Origin of the sequence: Parabacteroides faecis, from assembly GCF_014647375.1 — a bacterium.
GTDB lineage: Bacteria > Bacteroidota > Bacteroidia > Bacteroidales > Tannerellaceae > Parabacteroides > Parabacteroides faecis.
Genome location: NZ_BMPB01000015.1, coordinates 67,349 through 84,262, shown reverse-complemented (window position 1 = coordinate 84,262; position 16,914 = coordinate 67,349). Strand labels below are relative to the sequence as shown.

Annotated in this window: 13 protein-coding genes; 6 read left to right on the top strand and 7 right to left on the bottom strand. The window is 43.1% G+C overall.

Translation table 11 applies throughout. The annotated features are described in order from the left end of the window. Positions 1-258: 258 nt before the first annotated feature. From IEY67_RS20490 to pruA, 3 genes are all read right to left on the bottom strand, one after another. Positions 259-1,452: a C1 family peptidase gene (locus IEY67_RS20490; RefSeq protein WP_122375500.1), complete on the bottom strand. Its 1,194-nt coding sequence runs from the start codon at positions 1,450-1,452 to the stop codon at positions 259-261. Between the two features lie 95 nt (positions 1,453-1,547). After that, positions 1,548-2,723: a proline dehydrogenase family protein gene (locus IEY67_RS20485; RefSeq protein ID WP_122352207.1), complete on the bottom strand. Its 1,176-nt coding sequence runs from the start codon at positions 2,721-2,723 to the stop codon at positions 1,548-1,550. 112 nt (positions 2,724-2,835) lie between these two features. Continuing rightward, entirely contained in the window at positions 2,836-4,467 is a 1,632-nt protein-coding gene (pruA, locus tag IEY67_RS20480) for an L-glutamate gamma-semialdehyde dehydrogenase (protein WP_122375499.1), read from the bottom strand. Positions 4,468-4,656: 189 nt separating this feature from the next. On the opposite strand from pruA, the gene IEY67_RS20475 reads away from it, so the two are divergent. From IEY67_RS20475 to IEY67_RS20465, 3 genes are all read left to right on the top strand, one after another. Then, a complete protein-coding gene (locus tag IEY67_RS20475; RefSeq protein ID WP_183672221.1) occupies positions 4,657-4,845 on the top strand; it encodes a ferredoxin in 189 nt (62 codons plus the stop codon). Positions 4,846-4,978: 133 nt separating this feature from the next. After that, entirely contained in the window at positions 4,979-5,983 is a 1,005-nt protein-coding gene (locus tag IEY67_RS20470; RefSeq protein ID WP_183672220.1) for a L,D-transpeptidase, read from the top strand. 90 nt (positions 5,984-6,073) lie between these two features. Further along, positions 6,074-6,706 (top strand): murein L,D-transpeptidase catalytic domain family protein, encoded by a 633-nt coding sequence (locus tag IEY67_RS20465; RefSeq protein WP_122352360.1) that lies wholly within the window; start codon positions 6,074-6,076, stop codon positions 6,704-6,706. 1 nt (position 6,707) lies between these two features. Here IEY67_RS20465 and IEY67_RS20460 read toward each other — a convergent pair whose 3' ends face one another. Continuing rightward, on the bottom strand, positions 6,708-8,258 hold the full coding sequence (locus IEY67_RS20460; RefSeq protein ID WP_183672218.1) for an alpha-L-fucosidase: 1,551 nt from the start codon (positions 8,256-8,258) through the stop codon (positions 6,708-6,710). 210 nt (positions 8,259-8,468) lie between these two features. Between IEY67_RS20460 and IEY67_RS20455 the strand changes: the two genes are divergently transcribed. Then, positions 8,469-10,841 carry a right-handed parallel beta-helix repeat-containing protein gene (locus tag IEY67_RS20455; RefSeq protein WP_183672217.1) on the top strand — a complete coding sequence of 791 codons (2,373 nt, stop codon included), beginning with the start codon at positions 8,469-8,471 and terminating at the stop codon, positions 10,839-10,841. A gap of 21 nt (positions 10,842-10,862) precedes the next feature. After that, complete coding sequence (locus IEY67_RS20450; RefSeq protein WP_183672216.1) at positions 10,863-11,714, top strand: AraC family transcriptional regulator; 852 nt, start codon at positions 10,863-10,865, stop codon at positions 11,712-11,714. Between the two features lies 1 nt (position 11,715). Here the strand turns inward: IEY67_RS20450 and IEY67_RS20445 are convergent, their stop codons facing one another. After that, positions 11,716-12,105, bottom strand: a complete 390-nt coding sequence (locus tag IEY67_RS20445; protein ID WP_122352200.1) for an L-rhamnose mutarotase — start codon at positions 12,103-12,105, stop codon at positions 11,716-11,718. Positions 12,106-12,278: 173 nt separating this feature from the next. Between IEY67_RS20445 and IEY67_RS20440 the strand changes: the two genes are divergently transcribed. After that, positions 12,279-12,926, top strand: a complete 648-nt coding sequence (locus tag IEY67_RS20440; protein WP_122375495.1) for a pentapeptide repeat-containing protein — start codon at positions 12,279-12,281, stop codon at positions 12,924-12,926. An 18-nt stretch (positions 12,927-12,944) separates the two neighbouring features. Here IEY67_RS20440 and IEY67_RS20435 read toward each other — a convergent pair whose 3' ends face one another. Continuing rightward, entirely contained in the window at positions 12,945-13,211 is a 267-nt protein-coding gene (locus tag IEY67_RS20435) for a GNAT family N-acetyltransferase (RefSeq protein ID WP_122352198.1), read from the bottom strand. A gap of 48 nt (positions 13,212-13,259) precedes the next feature. Further along, on the bottom strand, positions 13,260-16,760 hold the full coding sequence (locus tag IEY67_RS20430; protein ID WP_183672215.1) for a hypothetical protein: 3,501 nt from the start codon (positions 16,758-16,760) through the stop codon (positions 13,260-13,262). Between the last annotated feature and the right edge of the window lie 154 nt (positions 16,761-16,914).

Here is a 16,914-nt window from a genome sequence, read left to right as displayed (position 1 = left end):
TGACTATATGGATCTCGCTTGTAGAAGCCATTTCGGGTAGCTGCTGCAGTCATTCCCAGTAGCTGCAGCAATCATGAAAAATCGCTGCAGCACTTATTTGAAATGGCTGCCTACCCATTTCGGAGTGACTGCCTACCCATTCTGAAAAAGACGTAAGCTTTTCGACAAAAAAACGTAAGCTTTTTCTCTGAAGATTTCGCCTTTTTCTAACCCAGGAATCAATCAATCAATCAATCAATCAATCAATCAATCAATCAATCAATCAATACCTAATTTCACCTTGATCGCTTTGGGAAGTGCAGCTTTGTGGACGACGATATCCATCGTCTTGTAAGCTACAAACGGTTCAGAAACATACCAAATACCTTTATATTTGTTATCAGTGCCCCAGGAGTTCTTCACCATATAGAACTTTTTGCCATTTTGATCCTTGGCAATACCGTAGATCAACATGCCGTGATCATCAGTAGTCTGATAGTTATCATAATCCTTCTGACGCATTTCCTGAGTGATGGTCAATTCCTTACATCCCGGTTTCTCGATCATCTTCCTGATCTCCTCATCTTTTTCCGATTTGCTCAAGCCAACCCATTTATCCTGATCCGAACCGGATGTCTCCATAGAAGCCACATCGGCAGCGACAGCAATTCCGTTACGGGTAAAACCTTTTTCACTTACATCAGAACCCCACACAATCGTATAACCGGTATTTATTGCATTATCTATGACCTGCATCAACTCATTCAACGGCAAGTTATATGCCGATTCCCAACGCCAATTATCTTCCAGTTCAAGAGAGAATTCCGTATAAAAAGGATGATGCGTATAAGACGTCAAAGAAACATAGTCGTCCATATTCAGCCCCAGTTCTTCTCTGAAACTCTCCGGGGTATATTCTTTTCCGTTATAAGTGAACTTCTCCGGAATTTCACCTAAATAAGAATCGATAATTCCGTCAAAACCTTTCTTCCAGGCAGGCGACAACTTCCCGTTAGGATTTTTGATCACAGTATTTACATAAGAGAGAGCCAGACTTTCCAGCTCGCCATGCACATGCTGATCTTCACCATACTGCAGTCCGGTCATGACCGATTCAGGAACGATACCATAATGCTTAACGGCATACAGCACATCACCGGAAGAGCCACCCTGACCAAAATTCAGACAACCATGCAAACGGACGAACTTATCGGCCTTGTCCTTATAAGAGTGGTTTACAACAAACATTTCAGACAAGTCATATTCACCTTTTCCCATACGTAACAATTCAGCTTCCAGGAAACCGATTGCTGAGAAAGACCAACAGGTACCTGTACGGTTCTGGTTCTTTACGGGAGTAATCTTCAATTCTTTTACCGGAGTAAATACATACTCATCACTTTCCTGTGCCCAGACATCAGTCACAGAAAACGTACAAGCCAGCAATAAGCCGGCAGTAATTAGTTTATTCATCTTTTGTTTTTGATTATATTAAAAAAGCTGTCTCTTTATTTTGAGACAGCTTCGCAAAATTAACAAATAAACACCACCAGAATCATGATGGCTGATTATTGTTTCACTTTTTTACGGCGATTCAACTCTGACTGTAGCATCTTTAGTTCACGACTGGTCTGCCCGGCAACTGAAGTATTTTCTTCTGCCCGACGAATCAGATAAGGCAGAACCTCTCTTACCGCAGCATAGGGCACATATTTCGTAACGTTATATTTTTCATGCGCCAGATTGAATGAGATATTATCACTCATTCCCAGCAACTGGGCAAAAAAGATACGGGGATCGTTCCTTTCAAGGCCTTTTTCATCTATCAGCTTTGCTAATTTATAATTACTTTCCTCATTATGTGTCCCCATAAACATTTCCAGATGATCCAGATGATCCATTGTGAAACGAACGGCTGCATCAAAATTCTCATCCGTCGCTTTTTTATCCTTACAGATCGGATCAGGATAACCTAAAGCTGCAGCACGGGCACGTTCGGCTTCCATATAAGCACCACGTACAAACTTGACTCCGGCAATATACCCTTTTTCCGTGGCATCATCCAGGATACGGCGCAGGTAAGGCATGCGGTCGTGGCGGTACATTTGTAAAGTAGCAAATACGATAGCCCGTTTTTTATTATATTTCCGCATTGCTTCGTCAGTCAGTTCATCCAACGCATCCTGGAAACAGTAATCCTCGGCATCGACGATCAGGCGGACGTCATTTTCATAGGCCCGCTGACAAAATGCCATAAAACGTTCCTTGAATTCACGGAAAGCCTTTACCTCCTCGATGGTCAGTTCGCTTCGTTTTTCGGATGCTTTGGCCAACAGTTCATCAGTTACAATAGTAGAAGGTTTGAATACAGCATACGCCAGGTTATCGTTTCCTTTTGCGAAATCGATCGAACGTATTGTCTCTTCAAATGTAGCTTGTATACCTTCGGGAGTCTGTTCTCCTTCGGCTGAGAAGTCGAGTGTTGAACGCACATTGAAGCGGCGAAGATGGTCGATTGCCCTCGTACAATCCTGCAAGGTCTCACCACCAACAAACTGTTTATACAACGTAGGCTTCACAGCCCATGCAAGAGGGAAATGAATTTTTAAAGCGATATTACTGGCGAAGCTGGCGCATTTTACCAACCACGGATATTTGATTGTGTTGAATAGTAAGTAAGCGTTTTTCAATTCGGACTGCGATTTGGATGAGAACGCAATCTCTGTATTATTAAAGTCTAACATAGCATTTGATTTTAAGAGTTAACAGATGACAGTTGACAGATGACAGATAAACAGGTAATATCTCATTAACCATTACCTGTCAACTGTCACTTGTCAATTGTCATCTGATATGTTATTTTTCTCCTAAGAACGGATAACCATAAGAAGTAGGCGGAACCAGAGCCTCTTTGATACAACGAGGATTCGTCCAGCGGATCAGGTTCAATGGACCACCTGCCTTATCGTTCGTACCGGAAGCTCTTGAACCACCGAACGGTTGCTGGGCAATAACGGCACCTGTCGGCTTATCGTTGATATAGAAGTTACCGGCTGCATAACGAAGCTTATTGAAAGCTGTATCGATAGCATACCGATCGCGTGCAAAGATAGAACCTGTCAGGCCATACGGAGAAGTGCGGTCACACAGTTCGAGTGTTTCTTCATATTTATCATCGTCATAGACATAGATCGTAATGACCGGACCAAAAATTTCTTCTACCATACTCTTGAACATCGGATCGGTCGTCTTGATAACTGTCGGTTCAACAAAATAACCGACCGATTTATCGCCATTACCTCCAAAGACAATCTCTGCATCCGGCGACTGTTTCGCATAATTGATATAGCTCATGATATTATCGAACGATGCCTCATCGATAACGGCATTGATAAAGTTCGTGAAGTCCTGCACATCTCCCATCTTGATCTCTTTCAACATATCGCCAACCTGGTCTTTCACTTCTTTCCACATGGAAGCAGGTATATAGGCACGTGATCCGGCAGAACATTTCTGTCCCTGATATTCGAATGCACCGCGAACAATAGCCGTTGCTACGTCCGAAGACGGAGCTGAAGGATGAACAAAAATAAAATTCTTTCCACCTGTTTCACCGACAATCTTCGGATAAGATTTATAATGACCAAGGTTCTCACCCATCTGACGCCATAAGGTATTGAATGTAGCTGTCGAACCGGTGAAATGGAAACCTGCCAGATCGCGGCTACCTGTTACCACCTTACCGATCACACTGCCCTGGCCAGGGATAAAGTTGACAACACCATCCGGTAATCCGGCTTCCTGGAAGACTTTCATCAGCAGGTAATTCGAATGGATAGCTGTCGTAGACGGTTTCCATACAGCAACATTCCCCATCATAGCCGGTCCCATATTCAGGTTACTGGCGATAGAAGTAAAGTTGAACGGTGTCAACGAGAACACGAAACCTTCCAGTGCACGATATTCCATCCGGTTCAGGATACCTGTTTCCGAATAAGGCTGGTCTGCATACACCTGGCTGGCATAGAATGTACTGAAGCGCAGGAAGTCGATCAACTCACAAGGAGCATCGATCTCTGCCTGGAACGGATTCTTGCTCTGGCCCAGCATGACGGAAGCATTCAACAGATAACGATATTTTGTAGCAAAGAGTTCCGCCACCCTCAACATAACGGACGCACGTTCTACCCAGGGCAGTTCCGACCAGTCTTTATGCGCTTTCATAGCGGCATCGATAGCCATTTGTACCTCTTTCTCACCTGCTTTATGGTAAGTAGCCAATACATGGTGATGATCGTGTGGCATAACCACTTTACCGGTGTTACCCGTACGAACTTCTTTCCCTCCGATGATCAATGGAATATCCCATTCTTCATTCGACAGTTGTGCTAATGTTTTTTTCAGGGCTGCTTTTTCACTTGATCCGGGTGCATACGATTTTACCGGCTCATTAATTGGCTTAGGAAATCTAAAGATAGCGTTATCCATGTTGTTTTTAGTTTATGAATGGTTAATCAATGATTTTATCTATGCTGTAAACGTAATAAAATAATTTTAAATCAAACGGCTTAATGCGTTAAATTAGTTTTAATTGGACAAGTGTCTTTCTGCCGGACATATCAACATTTTCTTTACCATATCTGTTATTAGGATATAATCATCTTAAATGTATAAACTATGGCTATTAAAAGTGTTTGGATAGAAGACGATTGTATCGCTTGCGGTACTTGCGAAGGTATATGTCCGGAAGTTTTTCATGTAACTGACCGTTCCCACGTAAATGAAGGGGTGAACTTCAACGATTTCGAAGAAGGGATCAAAGAAGCTGCTGAAAGCTGTCCGGTCAGCGTTATTAAATATGATTAAGTGAGGATGGATCACTCACCGTTTCACAGAGTAAAAAGCAGAGAGGTTATTCCATCCGGAGTAACCTCTTTTTCTGCCGGTACTTGCGGTTATTCCGATAAAAAACCGTATATTCACAAAAAAGATAAATGGGATGAAAAAAGCTGTTATATTTCCGGTATTCTGTCTTATTCTGCTTAGTTACTGTACGACTAAAACGGACAGGGCGGTCTCCGGCGGAGAAGCTCTTCCCGACTCTATAGCTATAGAAGCGGCAGAGGTAATCGATACGGTTCCCAAAGAGATCATCATAGAAAAAGAACTGCTCTATGACCAGCATACCTTGGCCGACACATATCCTTATAAAGACACGACACGGGAATTCCAGTGGGATAAAATAAAAGAACGCCTCTCCTGGCTGGAATCTATCCAGAAGAAACCGGCGACCTGGTCAGTCCTGCAGAATTACAGGAACAAAAACGGAGAAGCTCCGTTGGTAAAAAACTACCACAGGGATTCATATCGGCGCATTGCGGATTCTTTAGGTGTCGAACGTTTCCAAGGAATCCCTCTTTACCTGACGACAGATACCTCCGTTCCTGAACTCTACGGCAGAGACGGTGCCCTGGTTAAACATCTGGAAGATTACACGAATTTTACGAAAGTGGCTTCCGTACATACCGGAAAGGAATGGATGATCCCTAAAAAATATATTAAGACCATTCCCGACACGATCGCATTCAGAAAAGCTATCTTCGTCGATACAAAGAATCAAAACATTGCGACATTGGAACAGGATGGCGATAAATGGCTGGTTAGAAGTATGAATCCTGCAACTACCGGGTTACACAGACCACCTTATGCCCAGGAAACTCCTCCCGGCGTATATGTCGTCCAGGAAAAGAAACCCCGTATGATCTATTTGGTGGACGGGACAACAGAAACCGGAGGATTTGCACCCTATGCCAGCCGCTTCACTAACGGAGGGTATATCCACGGCGTACCGGTCAATGCCCCACGCAAAACATTTATCGAATACAGCCCATCATTAGGCACGACTCCCCGCTCCCACATGTGTGTCCGGAACGCCACTTCGCATGCTAAATTTATTTACGACTGGGCACCGGTTTATGAGGCACTCGTTTTTGTTTTCGATTAAAAATTCTAACTTTGCAGTCTGATTCACACAGACATGCACAAAATTTTCATCTACCTGCTCCTCCTGTTCATACCTGTGAATTTCTCCCAAATGAGAAGTTCAGAACCTGTCATGTATGAAATTTCAAGCTGTCGGCAATTATACCAGGAGATGCGACTGGAAGGGATCGTAAACTTCACGGCATTCGAACAGGCAATCGCCGGATATAATAAAATCGAAGAAAAGTCTAAAGAGATACTGACACTGGTCGATTTCAGCAAGCCTTCCACTGAAGAACGTTTTTACGTATTCGATATGAGACATAAAAAACTGTTATTCTCTTCACTTGTGTCACACGGAAAGAATAGCGGAGGAAATTATGCAACTTCTTTCTCCAACGAGAACGGTTCTCTCAAAAGTTCATTGGGATTCTTTCTGACAGAAAATACCTATCAGGGTAAAAACGGTTATTCGCTTGTCCTTAACGGACTGGAAAAAGGGATCAACGACCGCGCAAAAGAACGGGCGATCGTGATCCACGGAGCAGCTTACTCCAACCCCTCGGTCATAGCTTCATCCGGTCGCCTGGGACGCAGCTTCGGTTGTCCGGCATTGCCACAGGCTGTAAGCAAACCTATTATCAACACGATTAAAGGCGGTTCCCTACTTTTTATCTACGCTAATAATCAGTATTATCTGGCTTACAGCCCTATTTTATCCAAACAACAGGTTGCTTCCATGTAGATCATTCATCCCCGTGCTTAAACGGGATGTCGATCATCTCCGATTCCAGATGGCTTCCTGCTTTCTTATCGAAACTGATCTTAAAAGCATAAGCATATTCACACGGCTTCTCTGCCGGAACAGATAGTTTCAAACCTTGGTTGGTCTGCTTCCAGCTGATCTTCGCATCGGATCCCAACAACTTCACATCCAGTATCTTTGCATCGGCAACAGTAGTCTTATCCAGCGATTTTATTAAAACACCGGCCTTATCCCAATTCAGAACAATCGCATAAAGATCGTTTCCTTTGGTTGTAAAACGCATATCACGGGCGGTATAAGCGGTCGCTTCATTATCCGTGAAGGTACCGGCAGTACCGGCAATATCTCCTTCTCCTGATTTTATCCAGCAACGAGTTCCGTAGATCGCTTCTCCGTTCACTTTCAGCCAATCACCGATAGAAAGCAACACTGATTTTTGTTCTTCCGTAATCGTTCCGTCCGCACGGGGACCGATATTCAGTAACAGGTTACCGTTTTTACTGACAATATCGATCAGGTCGTGTACAATCTGTTCCGGGGTTTTATTCTCTTCACCATCGGTATAACACCACGAATGTTTACCGACGGAAGTATCTGTTTGCCAGGGATATTTACGCATCTTATCCAATTTACCACGCTCTACGTCGCCAACCTGGATATTTGTCGGGTAACCATGCTTGGTATTTACCACAACACCTCTTCCCCAATCTATCGAATTATTATAATAGTAAGCCATAAACTTGTTGAAGTAAGGACGTATAACCGGATTATTCACTGTCCAGTCAAACCAGATCAACTGAGGCTGATACTTATCTATCAGTTCATGAGTATGTGCCAAGAAGTCCAGACCGACCTCATCCGTATATTTCTCCTGTTCCAGTCGACGACCATATAGAGAGACCGACTTATCCTGCACATCCGAAGGAAACTCCATTCCTCCATTGTAAAACCAGGAGTTTTCCAGCCGGTGGCTCGACAGGCCGAAAACAAGTCCTTCCTTCTCAGTCGCTTTCTTCAACAAACCGATAATATCTTTCTTCGGTCCCATCTTTACGGCATTCCACGGATTCAGATCGCTGTCATACATAGCAAAACCGTCATGATGCTCCGCAACAGGTACCACATATTTTGCACCGGCAGCCTTGAACAACGACACCCATTCATCCGCATTAAACTTCTCCGCCCCGAACATCGGTATAAAGTCTTTATAACCGAACTTTACATGATCGCCGTATTTTTCAATATGGTGCTTATATTCCTTAGAATCTTTCTGATACATATTTCTCGGATACCATTCATTTACATAGGCCGGAACTGCATAAACACCCCAATGGATAAATATACCGAACTTTGCATCCGAAAACCATGCAGGAAACAGGTAATTCTCACCCATATTTTCCCAGTTATCCTGAAACACAGCCGTCCCCTTCGGAGAGGCTACCGAAAGAACATCCTTTGCCGGTGTACCGGCCTGCTTGCATGACATAAGTAAGGATAATGCAATGAATAGAAAAGAAGTGTGCTTGCCCATAAGATTAACAGATTAAATTAGATATACAAAAGAACTATTATTAATATGAAATGAGTGATACAAAAAAGAGAAGGAATAACACGATTTCGACATTTTATCATTCATACCCGGAATAGTATAGTTATTTTCCATAAAAAAACTCTATCTTGCAAACGTTAAAGAAAAGAGATAGAACACACTTACATAACAATTTAAATCTAATAAGTAACAATGATGAGTAAAGTACTAAATGCTCTGCCGGTAATATTACTGACCCTTATAACATTACCGATATCGGCACAATCTGAATTTTACGTTGCCGAGACAGGCAAAGACACAGGCGACGGAAGTTTAAGGAATCCGTTGAACAGTATCCCTGCCGCTTTGGAAAAGGCTCGGACGGAAAAAGGAGACGTGGTCATTTATATCCGGGAAGGGAAATATATTCTTGACAAACCGGTCGTATTCACCCCGCAGGATGGAAACGACAGTCGGCAACTCTCCGTAAAAGCCTACCCGGGAGAAAAAGTAATCCTCTCTTCAGGTATCCCTTTAACCCTAAAATGGGAACCTTATAAAAAAGGGATTATGAAAGCCAGGATAGATGGTAACCCCGTAATGGATATGCTGGTTGCAGACGGCCAGCTCCGCCACATGGCCCGTTACCCGAACTTCGATGAAAAAGCAGTCCGTTTCAATGGAACATCTGCTCAGGCTACCGCTCCCGAACGGGTCAAAAAATGGAAAAATCCCACTGGAGGATATCTGCATGCCATGCACAATCATGACTGGGGTGACTTCCATTACCGCATTACGGGGAAAAATAAGAAAGGAGAATTAGAGATGGAAGGAGGCTGGCAAAATAACCGCCAGTCCGGTCTTCACCCGGATAACCGGATGGTGGAAAATATATTTGAAGAACTCGATGCTCCGGGCGAATGGTATTATGCTGCCGGTGAACATACATTATATTACTATCCATTGGAAGGCGAAAATGTATCTAAAGTACTTTTCGAATCCCCTCAACTCAAACACCTGATCGAATTTCGGGGAACAGAAGCCACCCCGGTAAAGAATATCACACTGGAAGGTTTGGAATTGACACAAACACTGCGTACGTTCATGGAACCGTATGAACAACTGCTCCGCTCGGACTGGACGGTCTACCGGGGGGCTGCCGTATTCTTTGAAGGAACCGAGCATTGTGCATTACGCAACTGTTACTTACATAACCTGGGAGGAAATGCTATTTTCTTTTCCAATTATAACCGTCATTCAGAAGTATCCGGTTCTCATCTCACCCGGATCGGTGCCAGTGCCATTTGTTTTGTCGGTGATCCGGATGCGGTCCGTTCACCGAGTTTTGAATACGGAGAATTTATTCCGTACGAACAACTGGATCATGCCAAAGGCCCCAAAAGCAATAACTATCCGGCTCAATGCCTGGTATACGATAACCTGATCCACTCGATCGGCCTGTTTGAAAAACAGATCACCGGAGTTGAACTATCCATGTCGCAAGCTATCACCGTCAGCCACAACAGTATCTACGACACCCCCCGCGCCGGAATCAATATCAGCGAGGGAACATGGGGAGGACATATCCTGGAATTCAACGACATTTTCGATACGGTGAAAGAAACCGGCGACCACGGTTCTTTCAATTCCTGGGGACGCGACCGTTACTGGCATCCGAGCTACAAAACAATGGAATCCATCGTAGCCAAAGACCCGGCCCTTATTCTGGCGGATGCTGTCCGGACGACCGTAATCAGAAATAACCGTTTCCGCTGTGACAGGGGTTGGGATATCGATCTGGATGACGGTTCCAGTAATTACCACATATATAACAACCTATGCCTCAACGGAGGAATCAAGCTACGGGAAGGTTTTTACCGTGTAGTAGAAAACAACATCATGGTCAATAACTCTTTCCATCCACATGTCTGGTTTATAAACAGCGGCGATGTCTTTACACGTAATATCGTTATGACGGAATACAAACCGATCGGTGTACGGGAATGGGGATTGATGGTAGACTATAATATTTTCACTGATAGCCTCTCCTGTGCTACCGCCCGAAAAAACAATACAGATGAACACTCCATTGTGACTTCCGTACAATTCAGTAATCCATCAGAAGGAGATTTTACCGTTGCCGATGATTCCGAAGCCATAACCAAAGGTGGCTTCCGCAATTTTGTTATGGACCAGTTCGGAGTGGTCTCTTCTCGTCTGAAATCGATCGCACATACTCCCAAAATGCCTACTCCCATCATCATCGCCACTCATGCAGACGACGAAGTGATCAACTGGAGTGGGGCAACGATCAAAAGCCTGCAAACGCTCGGTGAACGGTCGGCAACAGGAATGGACTCAGAACGGGGAGTATATGTAGTATCGGTCAATGCTCTAGGCGGTAAACTACGGGATTATGTCCGTCCGAATGACGTGATCCTGAAAATAGGAACTACCACCGTCAACAACCTGAAAGAAATGCAGGATGCTCTTCAGAAGATCGATAAGTCGAAAGATATCGAATTTATTATCTTCCGGACACAAAAAGAAAACAAAATCGTTATCCCCGGCAAGTTACTGGACTAACCGGATTATAGTCAAAGGAAGATGAAGGAAAAAGAGAATACAGACCTGATCCTGCTGAATATCGGATATGCGGTTCACCGTGCCGACTGGAATTACAAAAATGTAAACAGTCCGTTCGCCCGCATTTATCTGGTCAGGCAAGGCATAGCCAAACTGCATTTACAGGATCAGGTCCAGTCTCTTACCCCCGGACATCTTTACCTGATTCCTCCATTCACGCTACATAGTTATGAATGCGACGATTTCTATACATTATATTATATACATATTTATGAGAACCCGCTATCCAACCAACGTATCCTGGAAGATTATATTTTTCCGGTGGAAATGGATGCGACCCCGCTGGACAGTCAACTGGTGGAACAACTGGCCGACATCAATCCCGGAAGAAACCTGAAAGAATACGATCCTTCCAACTACGACAATTCTTCCACCCTGATGCAAAACATCCTGCTTCACACTAAAAACCCGACCTATACCATGATGGAAACACAGGGGATTTTGCTTCAACTATTGTCACGTTTTATGAAAGAGGCGACACACAAATATGAGATTACCGATAACCGGATACGAAAAACGATCCGGTATATCCGTAAAAACATCGACAAGAACATAACCATCGATGAACTGACCGAGATTTGTTGCCTCTCTAAAGACCATTTCATCCGGCTTTTCAAAGAGGAAATACACGTCACTCCGGTACAGTACATCAACCAAAAGAAAATAGAAAAAGCCCAGTTGTTGATTATCACCGACAATCGTCCGGTCAAAGACATAGCTTATACGCTTTCTTTCGAGAACGTATCTTATTTCAACCGGCTTTTCAAAAGATACACGGGGCTGACTCCTGTCATGTATAAAAGTAAATTATAAGTTATTCGTACAAATGGAAAATACGTTCCATCAACTGCCATTTTTCGGCAGAACTGGCATTCGGATCAGCTTGTTGGAAAACCGACATATATTCTTCCCATTCAGCCTGTCGCGGTAAACCCGCCAAACGAGCGAAAGCTGTATCCCAGTCAAAATCAGCCGGAGTCTCCACGATCATGAACAATCGGTTCCCGCACAGATAAATTTCCATTTCCAATATCCCGACGCTCTTGATCCCTTCGCCTATTTCAGGCCAGTGACATGCTTGTCCATGTCTTTTCTTATATTCTTCGATCAATTCCGGATCGTCTTTCAAATCCAGCGTCTGGCAATAACGCTTGGTAGGAAAGTCATATCGCTTGCTTTTGTATCCATTCTTTTTATCTTCCATAAACTGTATTATTTAATAAAATCATCCGACAGGAATGATTCGAATACAAATAAAGCAATTATTATGCTACCGGAATAATATTATTCCGGCAAGGGATAAAACGATATCGATACAAGCATCGTGAAATACGGATCAAAATAGCTATCTTTACCCGCTTATAAAAATAAAATAAAATGAAGATAACCTCCCCTCGCATAACTAAAATATTAAAAGAAGACGGTCCACTTGACGAAACACTCCTGCTGGCAGGAGAAGACGTGACAGAATATTCTTTCAGGAATCAAAGACTATTCGAAGTTAAAACGGAAAATATCAGCATGCAATCCTGCCTGTTCACCAACTGCCTGCTGATCGGTTGCAGCATAAAAAAGTCGCAGTTCAGTGATATTATCTTCCGAAACTGCGACTTATCAAATGTCAATTTCTCCGGCTCAGGTTTTCACCGGATCGAATTTATCGAATGCAAACTGATCGGTACTAATTTTTCCGAATCAGCTTTAAATCATACGGTTTTCACCAACTGTAAAGCCGAATATCTGAATCTTACCATGAGCAAACTGAAATACGTCAGCTTCGATCAGTGTGATCTTCGGAACAGTTCTCTTGAAAATTGCCAGTTTGCCAGTGTAAACTTCAACGCCAGTGATCTCAAAGAAGCGGAATTTTACCGTACGCCCTTAAAAGGTACCGACTTCAGCAACTGCGACATATCCGGCATCCGAATAAGTCCCATAGTCGGTTGTGAGTTACGCGGAGCTACCGTCACTTCTTTACAAGCACTCGAACTAGCCCATCTACTGGGGGTGACTATCAAAGGATAATCTTCATTTTCAAACTGATTATCTTGCATATTCCTGATGTCTTTTAAGCCAGGCGACTGCATAAGAGCAGACAGCCCGAGGTTTCAACTGATTTTCTAACGCATAGTCGAAAGCCGCTTTCACCAAAGAGGCGGCTATCCCCTGACCTTCGAGAGGCTCCGGCACTATCGTGTGGATAATATCCAGATTATTGCCAACGAGCCTGTACTGCACAAAGGCAGTTAAACCATCCTGCTTTAATTCAAAGCGCAACTTTTCAGGATAGTGAATAATATCATATTCCATAATTCTATTTTTTATCTTCAATACAACACCCTATATTGTTAAAACAGTTCAGTCCGGGATTAGTTCACTGTCTGGTTCATTTTGTCCGAAAACTTTTACCTCTTGCCGGTTCTTCTTTTTAGGATGGAAAAAGTTCTTCACTTTAGTAAAAAATCCAGTCACTCCCTTGGCCACATCCTGTGCCTTTTTAGAGACACCCACCGATTCTGTCAGTGCCGGACGAAGGATCTGCCATAAATAATTGAATGTAGAATGGTATGGATCACGCTCTATGCTTAATTGGGAATAACGAGGCCGGTGCGTACCCTGCTCAGGATGATCAGGATTATCATGTTTCAGTACCAGATTGGCCAGGCGGGAGAGAAATTTATTATCGATCACTTCACCATTTTTTTCCTTCATTATCTCTGCTTTCAAATCTCTGTAAAGGAATAACATCTCGACTGTGGCTCCTTTTGTTGAAGCTTCCGTACTGAATGTGAAGTCTGTCAGCCTGCCGCTCTCTACCTTAGCAAAAGCCAGGGGAGTGATCAATTCGTTCAGCGCAGTCAGGTCAAAGTCTGCCAGATGTGCATCCAGCAGGAAACGGTCATTCAGGGAATCGACCGGAAGCATCCAGGTAGCGGTAAAATAGCCTTTGCCCATCAATTTGCCATTCGCATCCAGACGGATATATTGATCCGGACGAAAGACTATATTGGTAAAACCTGAAAATTTACCGTTCATTTCCGTGAAAAAGAGTTTACCCGGTTGTATCCCTTTTTTCGATAATTCTTCGTAGACAACGGTTAAGTTATTCACGCCAAGACTGTCGATAGCCACTTTCACCGGAGCCTTCTGCAAACCGGAATAGATCATCGGTACAATATGGCGGGGAACAGCAATCTGCTGATTCTTGAAGTTTTGAAGTTCTGCATCGTCGATCTGCACCTCTTTTATCCGGACTATCTGCTCCGAAAAGTAAGCAGGTAAATCAATTCCCGATAATCCCAGTTTACCGACTTTAATATCGAACCAATCCTGATGCTTAGGCTGGCGATAAGCAAATTCCATCTTCGGATAGGTAGAAACCAGATGGATATTTTCCAAGTTCAGATCGGTATTATCCAGATTAACCTTTCCTATCTTCAACGTATAAAAACCATTATCCAACGGGAATGCCAGATCCCGGGTAGCGAAGCGGACGGTTTTCAATCCAAATATCCGGTCCTTTGCATTGAGATGCAATCCTTCCAAAAACAGGCTTGCGGTATCACGATCCCATACAGCATTGGAAATATTCAGTTTCCCCAGTGAAAGATCAGGAGTGAAACGGTTGACTGCTTCATAGATATCATTCGATATGATCAGGGGAGATTTCTTTTTTACCTTTATCGTATCAGGTGAGTTTCCGGCCTGATAGCGGATAACTGGTTCAGACAGATCTATCGAACCGACAGAAAAATGCAAGCTATCCCAGGCGATCTTAGCAATTTCCAAATCATGGAGTGTGAGATGCAATAAACTACCATCCTTTTTCAACATTCGTATATCAGGCGATTCGACATGTAGGGAGGCTGCATCCAGATGTTGAAGCAACTTTTGAGGCAAATGGCTCAATCCTGTAGCATAGACCATCGGAGTTTCTACACTAATATATGAATCCGCCCCCAGCTGCCATAAAGAATCCTGTGGAAGCAGTTTCACGTCCTGCAAACTCAATACACCTTTTGATGTTGAGAAATTTCCTTTCCGCACAGCCAGGCGATAGGCTTTACCCGGTAAATAATTATCGAAATCGCTGAAACTAAAACCGAAATGATCGCAGGCAAAGAATAGACTGCCGCTCCGGTTTGTACTGTCATTCACCAGAAAACGGGTTGCATAAAAATTAAAATCTTTCAATTTGTAGACAACCGGATCAGGAACACTCCGGTCATTCAACGTAACATAGGCATGATTCAGATCGATCCGCTTGATAGACAAATATTGTAATAAAGGATTCAGGATACTTTCAACATCTGCCCTCGGATCGACCGGCGCTTTCACTTCTTTATTCTTTTTCGCATAAGACGGTGATTTATAATAATAAATTACCGGACGGTCTATCTTGAACAGGTCGGCACTGATTCCTTTGTCATAAAGCAAACCTTTCATAGCCAATGTGTCAATACTGCCGGACATATAATCTTTCCGGGAGTTGACCGATATCGGTTTCAAACGAATTTTCTCGATGCTAAAATCTCCGGACTCTGTATCCAACGCCATACGTTCGACATCGAAACGATGATTGCGTGCCGTCATATTTCCACTGATACCGGTTGCTTCAAAAGCAAAGTTTTGAGAATACCACAATCCGTGTTTCTCTTCGGCAAGCGAATCGATCAGAAAACCGGTTGCCTGGAAATTAAAATTATCCAGTTTATAGACTTCCACCGAATCTTTCACTGCTTGCGAATAGGTTACTTTCGCGGCATCAATCCCTATTGTTTTTATTGAAACGCTATGAAGCACCGGTGAAATAATATCATAAAGCGACAAGGCCTGTACCAGGGAATCGGTATCGATCTTCGCTGCACCGTCAACCGGTTTATTAACCTCCGAATCATTGCCAGCCAGGTTAAATATTTGAATATCCGATGAAGATATTTCAAACGAACGCGCCGTCAGATAATTCAGCGCTTCCTCCCGTTTAAAATGAACACCGTTGACCTCTACGGTTTTGACCTGTGCATCGACATAACTGTCCGGGCGTTGCTTATTTTCCGTCCACAAACTATCCTGCGGGATCAAACGTATCTTCTCTATATAAATAATCGAGTCCTGCGTGCTAAGTTTTATGCTGTCAGTCCGGAGAAGAAAGTCGTTGTTAGCTAGCAGAGTCTGCGGTTGGTTCGTGACAAACTCGAAGTTATCACAGTAAAGTAACTTACCACTCTGTGATGAATTTTTATCCAGTAAAAAACCGTATGCACGGAAACTGACATCGTCCAGCCCGTAAACAATCGGTGTGACAGGATTCTCGACAGTATAAAAAACGCTGGCATCAGACAGGTTCAGTGTCCTTACACTTAAGACATTAATATAAGGGGAGATCACTTCATACAAAGATTTCGTTTCAGCATGCCGTATCTTTTTCTCCATACGCCCCGAATAATAAGAGTCAAACACTTCTATCCGAGGATCTTTTATCTCGAACGAGTTAAAATGAAGTTCTTTATAGCTCCAACGCCAGGTCAGGTTCACACCTTTGAAGTCTATCACGCCGATCTCTGCCTTCACATATGTACGGGGAAGGCTGTCGATAGCTTTCCATTGTTGAAACACAGTCGAGTCAGGCATCAACCTGACACCTTCAATCTTTAGTTCTCCTTTCACGAAACCGATAGACAGGTCATCGAATGTCAGATTGTAAAAACCATCTGTAGCTTCAGCTGTTCGCTGACTCAGTTCTACTTTCAGATATCGCTCCAAACGGTTAGCCAGATAAAGATTTAATATAGTAAGAAAAACAACCAATAGCCCTACTATCGGAAAAATATACTTAATTATTTTCTTACCTCGCCCCATATTTTTTCATCTCAATTTCATCAATAGATCATCCTATAAAAATAAAATCATCAACGATCCATATAAATACTCTATATTATTTAGAACAAGACTACAAATATTATGTTGTAAACAAATAATTTTTTTTGCGAACCTTACTTACCTATAAAACAGA

Coding starts and splice junctions, on each gene's coding strand:
- IEY67_RS20485 (WP_122352207.1), bottom strand. CDS start 2,723: ATGTTAGACTTTAATAATACAGAGATTGCGTTCTCATCCAAATCGCAG.
- IEY67_RS20460 (WP_183672218.1), bottom strand. CDS start 8,258: ATGGGCAAGCACACTTCTTTTCTATTCATTGCATTATCCTTACTTATG.
- IEY67_RS20450 (WP_183672216.1), top strand. CDS start 10,863: ATGAAGGAAAAAGAGAATACAGACCTGATCCTGCTGAATATCGGATAT.
- pruA (WP_122375499.1), bottom strand. CDS start 4,467: ATGGATAACGCTATCTTTAGATTTCCTAAGCCAATTAATGAGCCGGTA.
- IEY67_RS20490 (WP_122375500.1), bottom strand. CDS start 1,452: ATGAATAAACTAATTACTGCCGGCTTATTGCTGGCTTGTACGTTTTCT.
- IEY67_RS20465 (WP_122352360.1), top strand. CDS start 6,074: ATGAGAAGTTCAGAACCTGTCATGTATGAAATTTCAAGCTGTCGGCAA.
- IEY67_RS20440 (WP_122375495.1), top strand. CDS start 12,279: ATGAAGATAACCTCCCCTCGCATAACTAAAATATTAAAAGAAGACGGT.
- IEY67_RS20475 (WP_183672221.1), top strand. CDS start 4,657: ATGGCTATTAAAAGTGTTTGGATAGAAGACGATTGTATCGCTTGCGGT.
- IEY67_RS20430 (WP_183672215.1), bottom strand. CDS start 16,760: ATGGGGCGAGGTAAGAAAATAATTAAGTATATTTTTCCGATAGTAGGG.
- IEY67_RS20470 (WP_183672220.1), top strand. CDS start 4,979: ATGAAAAAAGCTGTTATATTTCCGGTATTCTGTCTTATTCTGCTTAGT.
- IEY67_RS20435 (WP_122352198.1), bottom strand. CDS start 13,211: ATGGAATATGATATTATTCACTATCCTGAAAAGTTGCGCTTTGAATTA.
- IEY67_RS20455 (WP_183672217.1), top strand. CDS start 8,469: ATGATGAGTAAAGTACTAAATGCTCTGCCGGTAATATTACTGACCCTT.
- IEY67_RS20445 (WP_122352200.1), bottom strand. CDS start 12,105: ATGGAAGATAAAAAGAATGGATACAAAAGCAAGCGATATGACTTTCCT.